The sequence below is a fragment of the Vagococcus hydrophili genome, assembly GCF_011304195.1.
GTDB lineage: Bacteria > Bacillota > Bacilli > Lactobacillales > Vagococcaceae > Vagococcus > Vagococcus hydrophili.
The window spans coordinates 2,469,670-2,483,965 of the sequence record NZ_CP049887.1; the positions used below are offsets into that span (position 1 = coordinate 2,469,670).

The 14,296-nt window shown below is 34.0% G+C and carries 11 protein-coding genes; 8 read left to right on the forward strand and 3 right to left on the reverse strand.

All coding sequences use genetic code 11. The features are described 5' to 3' along the window. Nucleotides 1-18 precede the first annotated feature (18 nt). The 8 genes from G7082_RS12115 (at nt 19) to G7082_RS12150 (ending at nt 9,584) form a co-directional block, all read left to right on the forward strand. On the forward strand, nt 19-1,161 hold the full coding sequence (locus G7082_RS12115) for a glucose-1-phosphate adenylyltransferase (RefSeq protein ID WP_166035306.1): 1,143 nt from the start codon (nt 19-21) through the stop codon (nt 1,159-1,161). Continuing rightward, complete coding sequence (glgD, locus tag G7082_RS12120; protein ID WP_166035307.1) at nt 1,151-2,338, forward strand: glucose-1-phosphate adenylyltransferase subunit GlgD; 1,188 nt, start codon at nt 1,151-1,153, stop codon at nt 2,336-2,338. Before G7082_RS12115 ends, glgD begins: the two co-directional genes overlap by 11 nt. Beyond that, complete coding sequence (gene glgA, locus G7082_RS12125; protein WP_166035308.1) at nt 2,307-3,740, forward strand: glycogen synthase GlgA; 1,434 nt, start codon at nt 2,307-2,309, stop codon at nt 3,738-3,740. Before glgD ends, glgA begins: the two co-directional genes overlap by 32 nt. A 36-nt stretch (nt 3,741-3,776) precedes the next feature. Further along, entirely contained in the window at nt 3,777-6,179 is a 2,403-nt protein-coding gene (locus G7082_RS12130; protein ID WP_166035309.1) for a glycogen/starch/alpha-glucan phosphorylase, read from the forward strand. A 17-nt stretch (nt 6,180-6,196) separates the two neighbouring features. Then, nucleotides 6,197-8,047, forward strand: a complete 1,851-nt coding sequence (locus G7082_RS12135) for a glycoside hydrolase family 13 protein (protein ID WP_166035310.1) — start codon at nt 6,197-6,199, stop codon at nt 8,045-8,047. 85 nt (nt 8,048-8,132) lie between these two features. Further along, nucleotides 8,133-8,537: a phosphate-starvation-inducible PsiE family protein gene (locus G7082_RS12140; protein WP_166035311.1), complete on the forward strand. Its 405-nt coding sequence runs from the start codon at nt 8,133-8,135 to the stop codon at nt 8,535-8,537. Nucleotides 8,538-8,558: 21 nt separating this feature from the next. Further along, entirely contained in the window at nt 8,559-9,188 is a 630-nt protein-coding gene (locus G7082_RS12145; protein ID WP_166035312.1) for a YfbR-like 5'-deoxynucleotidase, read from the forward strand. A 195-nt stretch (nt 9,189-9,383) separates the two neighbouring features. Continuing rightward, nucleotides 9,384-9,584 carry a cold-shock protein gene (locus G7082_RS12150; protein WP_086951454.1) on the forward strand — a complete coding sequence of 67 codons (201 nt, stop codon included), beginning with the start codon at nt 9,384-9,386 and terminating at the stop codon, nt 9,582-9,584. 114 nt (nt 9,585-9,698) lie between these two features. On the opposite strand, the gene G7082_RS12155 is transcribed toward G7082_RS12150, so the two are convergent. From G7082_RS12155 to G7082_RS12165, 3 genes are all read right to left on the reverse strand, one after another. Beyond that, the gene (locus G7082_RS12155) at nt 9,699-11,132 is read right to left on the reverse strand and encodes an APC family permease (RefSeq protein WP_166035313.1); all 1,434 of its coding nucleotides are present in this window, start codon (nt 11,130-11,132) and stop codon (nt 9,699-9,701) included. A 170-nt stretch (nt 11,133-11,302) separates the two neighbouring features. After that, complete coding sequence (locus G7082_RS12160) at nt 11,303-12,550, reverse strand: sialidase family protein (RefSeq protein ID WP_166035314.1); 1,248 nt, start codon at nt 12,548-12,550, stop codon at nt 11,303-11,305. After that, the gene (locus G7082_RS12165; RefSeq protein WP_166035315.1) at nt 12,547-14,256 is read right to left on the reverse strand and encodes an NFACT RNA binding domain-containing protein; all 1,710 of its coding nucleotides are present in this window, start codon (nt 14,254-14,256) and stop codon (nt 12,547-12,549) included. The genes G7082_RS12160 and G7082_RS12165 overlap by 4 nt, the downstream gene beginning before the upstream one ends. Nucleotides 14,257-14,296 lie beyond the last annotated feature (40 nt).

Below are 14,296 nucleotides of genomic sequence, written 5' to 3' on the forward strand. Positions count from 1 at the left end.
TTTCTTCATCAAGTCAGTATGAAAAAAGAAGTGTTAGCAATGATTTTAGCAGGTGGTAAAGGGTCAAGGTTAGGTAAATTAACGCAAAATATCGCGAAACCTGCTGTCCCTTTTGGTGGACGATACCGCATCATCGATTTTACCTTAAGTAACTGTATCAACTCTAATATCTCAAACGTAGGGGTTGTGACTCAATATGAACCACTTGTTTTGAATTCACATCTTGGGAATGGTGATAGTTGGGGACTTGACGGAATTAATTCCGATTTAACCGTTTTACAACCTTTCTCAGCCAACGATGGTAGTAAGTGGTTTGAAGGAACCGCTCATGCTATTTTTCAAAATATGGACTATATCGATCGAATGGATCCAGAGTATGTTTTGATTTTATCTGGAGACCATATTTATACCATGGACTATGAAAAGATGTTAGAAGAGCATAAAGAGAAAAAAGCGTCTCTTACCGTGTCAGTTATTGAAGTGCCAATGGATGAAGCCTCTCGCTTTGGTATTATGAATACCGATAAAAACAATCGAGTGATTGAATTTGAAGAAAAACCAGAAAATCCTAAGAACAATTTAGCTTCTATGGGGATTTACATCTTTAACTGGGCGTATTTAAGAGAATTTATGTTAACAACTCATCAAAAAGATGGAGAGATGCTAGATTTCGGGAAACATGTTATTCCTTCATATATTAACAGTGGGGAACGTGTCTATGCTTACCGCTTTGCCGGTTACTGGAAAGATGTGGGTACGGTGGAATCCTTATGGCAAGCGAATATGGAATTTATTGATCCAGAAAATGAGTTGAACATTCGTGATCGTAACTGGCGAATTACTACAAGACACCGTGTATCACCTCCTCAATTTTTAACTGAAACAGCCCAAGTGGATGAATCTCTTGTTTCAAGTGGCTGTTATGTATCGGGTAACGTGAATCATAGTATCATCTCAACCGATGCTCAAATTAGAGAAGGGGCTCAAGTGACTGATAGTGTTATCATGTCTGGGGCTAGAGTTGGTAAAAATGCGATTGTTTATCGTGCCATTATTGGTGAAAATGCTGTCGTTGGAGATAACGCTGTGGTTGAAGGTAAAGAAGAAGTTGCTGTAGTTGGAAATTCAGAAGTCATAGGAGTGTGTAACGATGAAGACTAATAAAACGTGTGCCATCATAGCTGATATAAAAAAAATGGATACGCTATTGCCATTAACAAATCGTAGACCTGTGTCATTGCTTCCTTTTGATGGTATTTACCGCATGATTGATTTTAATTTATCAAATGTGATTGATGCGGACATTCATTCAATTTATATGATTTTTAATCAAGGAATGACCCAATCAGTTATTGATCACATCAATGGTGGTAAAGAGTGGAATTTGAATAGTCTCCCAAATCGTTACTTTATGCATTTTTTCCAAGGGTTAAAAGAACGTAACCCTGAGGAAGATCATTATTATGATTCTGTGATTGAGTACATTCAAAAATCTGATTCTGAGTTTACTGTTTTTATGGGCAATAAAATGCTGTGTAATCTAGACTTGTCTCAAGTGCGCAATGTCCATAAAATGCACCGAGAAGATATAACAGTGGTTTATAAAAAAATGCCACAAGAAAAAATTGCTCCAGAAGATATTATTTTAGATATTTCAGATAATGGCAAAGTAAAAGGTATTACCTCGGCTCAAAACGCCATTGTTGAAAACGAAGTGGATAATCTATTCATGAATATCTGTATTGTTAAATCAGATTGGTTAATCCAAGAGTTAACTAAATGGCGCCAAAATGAAGACATCGCGACGATTGAAGATGTTTTAAAAGATGCGATTAAAACAAAAACAACTTGGGCCTTTGAGTATACTGGTTATTTAAGTAATATTTTTGATATTAAATCTTACTATGATGCCAATATGGAGATGCTTGATTCAAGTAAGTTCTTATCACTTCTTCATTCAAGTAAGAAAATCTACATGAAAAATATCAACGAAGTCCCTACGTATTATGCTAAAACAAGTCGTGTTAATGGTAGTCAAGTGGCAGCTGGTTGTCTTGTTTACGGAAATGTGGAACATTCTTTATTATCAACTGGAACGATCGTCAAAGAAAATGCGACAATCAGTGATTCTATTGTTATGGCGAAATCAACCATTAAGAAAGACGCCGTTGTGAAGTACGCTATTTTAGATAAAAATGTTGTGATTGAAGAGGGCGTTAGTGTTATCGGAACACCAGAAAACCCAATCGTTATTAAAAAGAATGCCCATATTGTTGAAGATATGATTCAAATGGAGGAACAAGTTGATGAGAGTCTTATTTTGCACAGCGGAGTGTAGTCCGTTTTTTAAAACAGGTGGCTTAGGCGACGTAGCAGGAGCCTTACCTAAAGAATTAAAAAGAAATGGCGTGGACGTGAGAGTTGTCCTGCCTTTCTTTTCAAAAATATCTCAAAAATTCAAAGATCAGTGCCAAGATATCGTTAATTTCACAGTGGAAGTCGGTTGGAGAAAACAATATTGCGGAATTAAGTATTTAAATCATGAGGGCATTGATTATTATTTTATTGATAATTTATATTATTTTGATCGTCCGAATATTTACGGAGATTATGATGATGGGGAAAAATTCGCTTTCTTCCAACAAGCTATCATTGAGATGATGGAAAAGATTGATTTTATTCCTGATGTGATGCACCTTAATGATCATCATACAGCCATGATTCCCTTTCTTTTAAAAGAAAAATACGGCTGGGTTAATAGCTTTAACCACATAAGAAAAGTTTTAACGATTCATAATTTGGAATTTCAAGGACAATATGGCCCTGATATCTTACCGGAAGTTTTTGGCATGAGTACAGAGCGTTTTGAAGATGGGACCTTGCGTTTTAATGAGGCGGTCAATTATATGAAAGCTGGGATTTTATACGCTGATAAGATTACAACCGTAAGTCCTAGTTATGCTCGTGAAATTCAAACGGCTGAGTTTGGCTTTGGTTTAGACCCAATCTTGCGGATGGAATCTCATAATTTAAGCGGTATTTTAAATGGGATTGACTATGATGTGTTTAATCCTGAAACGGATTGGCGTTTAAATAATCACTACAACGTAGACAACATTGGGGTTAAACAATTGAATAAACGAGAACTACAAGAGCGTTTAGGTTTACCCATTAGAGACGATGTTCCTTTAATCGGAATGGTCAGTCGACTAACATATCAAAAAGGTTTCCATGTGTTACTTCAAGAGATGGAAAATCTTTTACAATTTGATGTACAAGTCGTCTTACTAGGAACGGGAGATGCGATGTTTGAGCAACAGTTTGCTTACTTTGGCTATAAGTACCCAGATAAAGCAAGTATTAATATTTCTTTTGATGAAACACTGGCTCAACAAATTTATGCGGGTTCTGATCTTTTCTTAATGCCTTCAGCAACTGAACCTTGTGGCTTATCACAAATGATGGCCATGAGATATGGGACACTACCAATCGTTCACGAAATTGGTGGCTTGAGAGATAGTGTTCAACCATATAACCCAGGTAATGGCGAAGGGACTGGTTTTGGATTTAACAACTTCCAACCTTACTATTTGATGGAAGTAATCAAAAAAGCGATTTTCCTTTATTGGGATGAACGAGAAACGTTTGAAAATGTTATGAGACAAGCAATGAGAAAAGATTTTAGTTGGCAACAATCGTCACAACAATATATAGCACTTTACAATGGATTACATAGTTAATGATTTTGTTCGTGTATTGAAAGGTAGAAAAAAATAATGACATTCACCAAAAAAGAATTTAAAAAAGAATTTAAAGAGAGACTGCAAGAGCGTTTTGCTTTGTCAGTCTCAGATGCATCAAACAAGGAATTATATGAAACTTTAGGGAAATTAGTGACATCTCACTATAGTAAAAACTGGAAAAATACGAGACAAGGTTACTTATCAGAAAAACAAAAACAAGTCTTCTATTTCTCTATTGAGTTTTTACCAGGAAGAATGCTGAAAAGTAACTTACTTAATCTAGGAATTTTAGATACGGTTTCAGAAGGTTTAGATGATTTAGGGATTGATTTAGAAGACTTAGTCCAAGAAGAACCAGATATGGCTTTAGGAAATGGTGGTTTAGGACGTTTAGCATCATGTTTTATGGATTCACTCGCGTCTATTGGTATGCCTGGTAATGGTAATGGGATTCGCTATGAGTATGGTTTATTCAAGCAACGTTTTGTTGACGGGTATCAAGTGGAACTTCCGGATGAATGGTTAAACCGTGGGAACATCTGGGAAGTCAGACGTGAAAGTAAAGCGGTTGACGTTCATTTCGGTGGAAAAGTCGATTTGGTTGAACAAGCAAATGGTCAACTAAAACCAATGTATCGCGGTGGTTATTCAATTAAGGCGATTCCTTATGATACTGGGATGACAGGTTTTGAAAATGATACGGTTAATACGATGCGTTTATGGAGTGCTGAAATAACAAAAGAAGATAAAGCGAAATTCCAAAATTTTGAAGGACGTCAAGAACTTGAAAACTTAACATCAGTTCTTTATCCAGATGATTCTAACGAACAAGGTCGTCGTTTTAGATTATCTCAAGAGTATTTCTTTGTTTCAGCAGGTATGCAAAGTATCTTCAAATACTATAAAACTTTAAATTTACCAATGATGGAAATGAATAAGTATATTGCGATTCATATTAACGATACTCATCCAGCGATGTGTGTGGCAGAATTAATGCGTCTTCTCATTGATGAAGAAAACATGTCTTGGGAAAAAGCGTGGGATGTGACGTCCAAAGTCATGAGTTACACCAACCATACTATTATGTCAGAAGCTCTTGAAAAATGGCAAAGTTCATTAATGAAAGAAGTTTGTCCGCGTATTTTCCAAATTATTGAAGAAATTGATCGTCGTTACGTAGAAGAATGGCAAGGGGTATTTGATGAAGGGTTGATTAAGAGAACGCGTATTATTCGTCATGATCAAATTCATATGGCCCATTTAGCAATTATTGGTTCCCACTCAGTTAACGGTGTGGCAAAACTCCATTCAGATTTATTAAAAGCAGTTGTCTTGAAAGATTTTTATACTATTTATCCAGAACGTTTTAATAATAAAACAAATGGGATTGCTCAAAGACGTTGGTCTCAATTAAGTAACCCAATGTTATCAACGACTTTAGATCAGTATATTGGTAAATCTTGGCGTAAGGATACGAATAATTTAAGGTTATTACTCAATCATGAAGACAATAAAAATTTACTGTCAGATTTAGAAAAAACAAAATTTGAAAATAAAAAACGTTTAGCTGCTTATATCGAAGAGCATAACGGCGTAACAGTCTCACCTCATGCGATTTTTGATGTTCAAATTAAACGACTTCATGCTTATAAACGCCAATTAATGAATTTGATGCACATTGTTAAACTTTATTTAGACTTAAAAGAAAACCCAAATTTAGATATCACACCAAGAGTCTTTATGTTCGGGGCAAAAGCAGCACCTAGTTATCATTTTGCTAAGTCAGTGATTAAGTTAATCAATGAAACAGCTAATTTAATTAATAATGATCCAGACATTCAAGATAAAATCAAAGTGGTCTTCTTAGAAAACTATAACGTGAGTTTAGCTGAATTAATTATTCCTGCTGCTGATGTGAGTGAGCAAATTTCTCTCGCGTCTAAAGAGGCCTCAGGAACGTCTAACATGAAGTTTATGTTAAATGGTGCTATTACATTAGCAACTCTAGACGGTGCAAATATCGAGATTAGAGATGCGGTTGGTGAAGAAAATATTGCTATCTTTGGTTTAACTGAATCTGAAGTGTATCGTTATTATAATGAACAAAACTATAACTCAGCAGATATTTATCATAATAACCCAGTCATTAATCGTGTGGTCAATGCATTTGTGGATGGAACGATTCCTAATTGTCAAATGGAAGGTCAAGAAATTTTTGATTCTTTAATTACGTATAACGATGAGTTCTTTGTTTTAAGAGATTTTATGTCTTATTGTGAAGCGCAAGCTTGGATTGATGCGAGCTATAAAGACAAGAAAAAATGGGATAAGATGAGTTTAAATAATATTGCTCACGCAGGTCACTTCTCAGCAGATGACACGGTAAGAAAATACTCTGAAGACATTTGGCAAATTGAACCGATTCGTAAAGGGTAAGAAGAGAGGAAAATTTTTTGGATATTCAATATAATTCATGGTTAACAACCTTTAAACAACCTTTTGGTGCGGTTAAAAAGGGAAAAACAATTGATTTTACTCTCTTTGTTGATTCTTTTGAGGAAATTCAATCTGTGTCTTTAGTTGTTAAGAAACAACAAGAGCGAATTGAAATTGATGAGTTGCCGATGATATTATTTGAAGAAAACAAATACAAGTGCCACTACCAAGTAACAAAGGGTAGTGGTTTGTATTTGTATTGCTTCAAAATAAAGGCAGTAAATCAAGAGGGACATGCGTTTCATTTGTTTTATGGTCAAAGTGAGTTTGGCGGAGAAGGGTGTCAATATATTACTGAAGCTGATGTTTCTTGGTATCAATTGACGTGCTATTCAGAAGAAGATAATGCGCCTGAGTGGTACCAAAAAGCTTGCTTCTATCAAATATTTCCTGATCGGCTTTTTAATGGGAATCCTAGTAAACAAATTAATTCTCCTAAAAAGAACACAATGATTTACGGGGATGAATCAGATCTTCCTTTTTATATTAAAGATGAGACAGGAGACATTAAGAGATGGGATTTTTATGGCGGAAATTTAGCAGGAATAAAAAATAAAATTCCTTATTTTAAAGAACTAGGTATAACAGCTCTTTATTTGAATCCAATCTTTGAAGCCAACAGTAATCACCGATATGACACCAATGATTATTTTAATATTGATCCAGTCCTTGGAACAAAAGAAGAGTTTAAAGAGCTAGTTGAGACGTTACATGAAAACAATATAAAAATAATTTTAGATGGCGTTTTTTCTCATGTTGGCCGTAATAGTCGCTATTTTAATTATTCTGGTGAGTATGGGGAGCATTTAGGTGCTTATCAAAATCCGGAATCAAAATATTTCAGTTGGTTTAATTTTTTTAATTATCCAGATGAGTATAAGTCTTGGTGGGGAATTGCTGATTTACCGCAAATAAATAAGCATGAAACATCCTTTCAAGAATTTATTTATGGAGGAGGAAAAAGTGTTCTCTCTTATTGGTCAACATATGACATTGACGGCTGGCGATTAGATGTAGCCGATGAATTGCCTAATTTCTTTTTAAAAGGCATTAGAGAGCGAATTAATGCGTATGAGAATCAAGTGTTAATTGGAGAAGTCTGGGAAGATGCTTCTAATAAAGTGGCGTATGGTGAGAGTAAAGAGTACGCGTCACATCCTGTTTTACATGGGGTGATGAATTATCCAGTGAGGGATCAGATACTGGCTTTAGTTAATGAGCAAAAGCCAATCGTGGATGTTGTCAAAGAGATGGTCACAATCAAAGAAAACTATCCGAGGTATTTTTATTACAATGCACTGAATAATATCGGTACTCATGATACGGCTAGAATTTACACAGAATGTGGCGAGTCCTATCAAAAAGTTGCTTTAGCATTTGCCTTACTGTTTATGATGCCAGGAGTCCCTTGTGTTTATTACGGAGATGAGGTTGGTCTTGCTGGAGAGGAAGATCCAGACAATCGCCGTTTTTATCCGTGGAAGTCACCTAACACGACTCTGAAAAAAGTAGTTCAAAGCTGGACGAAACTAAGAGAAAGTCATCTATCCTTAACAGAAGGTGAGGCACATTTTTTATATAATACTCGCAATGATTTATTTGCGATTTATAGATGTGTAGAAGAGGAAGAGAGTCTGTGTGTATTTAATTTTAATGATTATGAAAAAGATTATTTAGCTAGCGATTGGTACTGTGATGAATTAAATCAGTTTGAGGTCGCTAGAATGTTACAACGGTTTGATATTCCTAAATTAAATATATCAAAACAGCACTATTTATTTTTAGTGAAGTCTAAAAAATCAAAATAATAAAAGAAAACCCCATTTTTTAAGTTTAAAAATTGACAAAAATGTTGATTAAAAGCTATTATATTAAAAAGAAATGGGGTTTTTTATGTTTAAAACATATGAAAAAGTACTTTACTCAATTGTTAATATCTTTTTGTTTATATTAGCATTACTTATTATTGCTTATATGGCGAGAGATTTAATCGGAGCGTTCAATTTAATTATGGCACCAAACGATCAAAGAACGCTGGAGGATATTTCAGGTTATATATTATCCTTTTTCATGTTATTTGAATTCATCGTCATGATTGTTAAATATATTGAAGATGCCCATGATATTCCAATTAAGTATTTGGTCATTATTAGTATTACAGCCATATTAAGACAACTTCTAGTCGTTCATAACGATGGCTTGCAGACACTGCTTTTAACAATTTCAACCTTAATATTAGCAGGCGTTCTTTATTTGTTAGAATTATCGAAGAAAAAGCGTAACGAAGACAAAAAATAAATTATTAGGAGTGGATAAGAGATGGGATTAAACGAATTTATTTTAGGATTAAACAACTTAGAGAAAATTACTAGAGCACCAGGATTTTTTAAATATACGAAACACACGGTTGCGGCTCACTCTTATCGTGTCGCTTCAATCGCTCAAGTGTTAGGTGATATCGAAGAAGCAAATGGTGTTTCTATTGATTGGAAGTCATTGTATGAAAAATCATTGAATCATGACTACACAGAGCGTTTCATTGGCGATATTAAAACACCTGTAAAATATGCCAGTAAAGAGCTTAGAGGCATGCTTCAAACAGTTGAAGAAAAAATGACAGAAGAATTTATTTCTCAAGAGATACCAACAGAATTTCAAGACATTTACCGTAGAAGGTTATTTGAAGGGAAAGATGAAAGTGTTGAAGGAGAAATATTGGCAATTGCTGATAAAGTAGATCTTTTATATGAGTCTTTTGAAGAAATTGTTAAAAGTAATCCAGAAGAGGTTTATATGGCGATGTTTATTGAATCTGTGCAAACAATCCAGTCTTATTCTCATAGACCTTCAGTAAAATACTTCTTCAACGAGATATTTCCAGAATTACTGAACAAAGACTTTTACGGAAGAGAGCATTTTATCGCAAAAATCGATCAAATTCATGATTAGTTATTTTAATTTTAAAAAATGCTGAAATATATGCAATAAAAGCATTGTAGTATGAATTTTAATGTGTTAGAATAGTTATTGTAGTAATTGGATACGAGATTAGGAAAATATTTATTTTATATATAATTCTCCTATTAAGCGTCACATTTATTGCAATAATTCGCGTACAAAGATGCGCAATAGGAGGAAAAGCACATGGCTAACGGTACAGTAAAATGGTTTAACGCAGAAAAAGGATTCGGATTTATCACTCAAGAGGACGGAACAGATGTATTTGCTCACTTCTCAGCTATCCAAGGTGAAGGATTCAAAACTTTAGAAGAAGGTCAAGAAGTTACTTTCGACGTAGAAGAAGGTCAACGTGGACTTCAAGCAACAAACATCGAAAAAGCTTAATTAAAGCTTATCGAACACTAGGGACTTGTTCTCTAGTGTTTTTTGTTCTGAACTTTTAAATAAATTAACAAAAAATCCTCGCTATGAGTTTGACTCTAGCGAGGATTTTTTGCTTTATTGATTTTTTTGAGCTCTTCTTGCGAAGAATGGGAAGATTGTTCCTAAACCAATTAAAATGATTGGTGTTAAAATATTCATAATAAATTGGAAAATGAATGCTCTTGGGTCTTCTGCATAAGGGATTTTTGGTACAGCACCTAAAATACAAGCAAAAGCAGTGAATAAGAAGCACCATAAACCAACAATGTAACCAATTTTAGGATTCTTAATAAATTTATAATCAGAATCAAAATCTTTATGCATTTTATTAATCATCATATAGGCAAAGAATACCCATAGATAACGAAGAGGCATAACGATAGAGTTTAAGTTTAGTAACCAAACATAGTTATCGTTCATATTTTTAATTCCTAAACCAGGAACAATAATTAAAATACTTACTAAGATACCTGTTAAAATATAACCTTTAACGGGTGTTCCTTTAGCATTTTTCTTAGAGAAACTTTCAGGAATAAATTCTTTATCTGAATCAGCTAAAAGAATTTTAAGTGGTGCATCAATAGAAAAGGCTAAAGCTGAAATTTGAGCTAACATTTGAGCAATGGCATAGACGATAACGAAGAAGTTACCGACATTGTAATAAGCACCTAATTTACCAAAGGCTTCATAAGCACCATTAGCCATTAAATCTTTAGGAATATTGTTACTATCAAAGAGCATGCCCATTGAGAATGACCCTAAAATCGCACAGACACCAATCATAATCGCTAACACAAGCATTCCTTTAGGAAACTCTTTAGAAGCATTTTTTGTTTCATTAACATATGGAGAAATTTTCTCAGCCCCACCTACAGCGAAAACTAACATTGAAATCGTTGTAAAGTAAGCAAAATCAAATTTAGGTATATAAGATTTGATATTTCCCATATCTGGTGTTGCAAATGATGCACCAGTTAAAGAAGGTGCTGATACTGCTAATAAGATGAATAATAATGACATGATAAACATGGCAGTTCCGGCAACACCACCAATTCTTTTTAAGGTTGTTAACCCTTTTGAAGATATCCATAAAAAGAATAAGAAGATAACTAAACAAATCATAGCAATCGTTGTCGCACTTGCTGTATTAATAAAATTACCATTTTGTTTAAAGATCCAACTTAAAGAAATAATAATTCCTTGAGGTTTTTGAGCTAAGTAGGGGATATGTACAACCCAATAAGTCCATGCTGCAAAATAACCAATTTTTTTAGTTGTTGTATTCTTAACCCAGCTACTAACACCACCAGGGCTGTCTTTAAATGTTGAGCCTAATTGTCCTACTATTAATGCATATGGTACAAAGTAAAGCGCCATGATAAGTATCCATGAAACAATAACAGAAAGACCTTGTGTCGCATAATTATTAACGACGTTACCTAGACCCCATACGGAAACAAAAGCAATGATAGCAACGTTGTACCATCTTAATTGCTTAGATTTATCCATATTAAAATCACTCCTTTATAATTTAGTTACTTTAATATCATAATGATTAAAAAGAGGGATGACAATGAAAATTTTGTGAAAACAAGCTTAAATGATAACTAGATTAAGAAAAAGTGAATTTTACCTAAAAAAAGAACACTTATTTCTAAGTGTTCTCAGTGAAATTTAATTTATGGAGCGGTGTTTTCACTTTTTTGATCTGTTGTAGACTTCTTGTTAGGATCTAATAAATCAGTTGTATCAGAGTAGTTAAGTCCTTTAAGTTTAAAGATATCTTTACCATAAGATAATCCGATACCACGAGTATCATCAAAACCAATACCACTATAGAAAACATAGTATTGCCCATTATCCTTCAGTAAGGCGCTCTTATAAAGTCCTTTACCATCAAATTGATGTTTGTCTTTAGATGGGAAGATAATAGGGGTTAAATCATCCCATTTTTTACCATCTTTTGATTTAGAGTAGTAAACATTCATCACATGACGTTGAGATAATTGAATTGTACCATCGCTCTGGAAACCAGACACGACTGTTTCGTAACCTAAATCTGTTTTTTGGACATCTAAATGCCAATGTTTCATACCGTCAGCGTTAGAATAAGCCATTTTAACTTCAGTAGGTTTTGTCCACTTAAGACCATCTTTACTTGTACGATGCCAAATTTTAAAGCCGTTAGCAACATACCATACTTGGTAACCATTTTCATCTTTAACAAAAGCAGGGGAGATCCAGTCTCCTTTTTTACGGTTTGCTTTATGAATAACTTTTTTATCACTCCAAGTTTTGCCATCAGTTGAATCAATGCGGTAAATAATAACATCTCCAGAAATATCATCAACATAACGCCAGAATAACTCTAAACGATTTTCTTCTTTATTATAAATGATATTTGTATCTGAATCATATTGAAGAGGAACTTCACCATTGAATTTTTCTGATTTTGGTTCATCTAAAGGGTTGTTATCATCAGGAATCCATTCGATTAAATCATTTGATTTGAAAACATGTGGGTTCTCGTATGTTGCTACACCTTTAGGGTAAGCTGTGATTCCCATCCAATACTTATAACCATTCCATTTTTCAGGAAAGCTAATAACAGAAGGATGGGTATTTTCAATTGTGTCATAAGCTGTAGGTAAGACTAGTCTCTCGTGAGCATTGGCGTGACTGACAACTTTTTTACCACTCACATATTGTACGTTGGCACTATCTACAAAGCCTTTTTTCTCTTTAACATAAGTTATTGTGTTAGGTAACAATAATGCCATACCAGCAAAAGCAACAACTAACATTAAGCAGTTAAGTTTCCAATTTTTTAAATCTTTCTTGAAAAAATAACGATAAATAAAATAACTAAAACCAAATACCATAATACTAATTCCAATAAAAACGATTAGTGCTTCTCTAAATCTCATAATTGACCTCCATTTTGTAACGCATTATCAATCACTTCTTTATTAGGTGTGATAAACAACGTTTTTTGATTCTCATATATAACATAACCGGGTTTTGCCCCGTTTGGTTTTTTTACATGTTTAACTAAAACATAATCAACTGGCACTTGGGCTGATAACCGGTACTTAGAATAATAGGCAGCTAAATTTGCCGCTTCGAATAAAGTTTCTTCATCAACCTCAGGGCTATTAATAATAACATGAGAGCCTGGTATATCTTTGGCGTGTAACCAAGTATCCGTTTTTCTGGCTGATTTTAATGTTAATTGATCATTTTGCAAATTATTTTTACCAACAAAAATAGATAAGCCTGTTGAAGAGACAAATTTTTCTGGCTCACTTTTTTTCACTTTGTTTCTTTTCTTTTTCTGCCTGTCTTTAATATACTTTTCAGCAATTAGCTCTTCTTTAATCAACTCAATATCTTTAGGTGAAGCAAGTTCTAACTGATCAGTGACTGATTCTAAATAGAGTAGCTCAAAATTAGCTTTTTCGAGTTGCTCTTTCACAATTTTAACGCTATTTTTTAATTTTTGATAACGTTGAAAATATTTCTGAGCATTTTGATTAGGAGAGAGAGCTTCATTTAAAACAATTTCAATTGGAGCATTCTCTTCATAGTAATTTAGTAAAGATACTTTTTTTGCACCACGTGGGACTTCATGCAAAAAGGTGGTTAAAAGTTCTCCCTTAACTCTAAAAATCTCAGCATTGTCAGCGTCGACCAAGGACTGCTCTAATTTTTTTATTTTTTTCTTAATTTTAGCTAGATCGTTTTTAACTTTTCTGATAAGTTCTCCCGCTTGTTGTTTCACACGATCGCGCTCAGCTTTTCCTTCATAAAATCCATCTAAAAGCTGACTGAGAGAAGTATATATCGTGTAATCATTTTCTTTTTCTGAGAAGGGGATAGGAGTAAAAAATTCTTTCCCGTCTATTTGGTATAAACAAGGTTTAGTCTCATTGATTAACTCCTCAAAAAAAGCTTGCCAAATATTGAATTTATTTTTGATATCTAAATTAATACGACAAACTAATTCAGCAGCAGTATCTTTTCCAAATCCTTGAAAATTTTCTTGAATGAAGGGTGTATTTATCTCATCAGCCGTGTTCATCAATTCAAAAAGTTGCTTCGACTCAATCTGAAAAGGATTGATTTTATCTTGCTCAGGAGGATAAATATAGTCAGCTCCTGGTAGAATCGTTCGGTAACTATTAACGCTAGAACCGACATGTTTAATCGCATCAATTATTTTTTTAGAGGACTGATTGAATAAGATAATGTTACTATGACGACCCATAAGTTCAATCGTAAGAACAATATTTTCTAGATCACCAATTTCATTGCGACTTGAGAAAGAGAACTGTAAAACCCGATCATTTTCTATTTGAGAAATAGACTCAAGTAAAGAACCTTCCAAATATTTCCGCATCACCATACAGAAGTTCGGTGGTGTTGGCGGGTTTTTATAATTTATTTCAGTCAATTGAACGCGAGAGTAGGTGGGGTGAGCAGATAGTAAAAGAGTCTGATTTTTCCCTTTATTTCTAATAACTAACATAAGTTCATTATCGTAAGGTTGGTGTATTTTTGAAATACGGCCACCAACTAATTGATCGACCAACTCACGAGCCATTAAGTGTGTAAAAATACCATCAAAAGACATGGGATAACCTCCTTATAGTTTAGTAAAATTTATTGGTTCA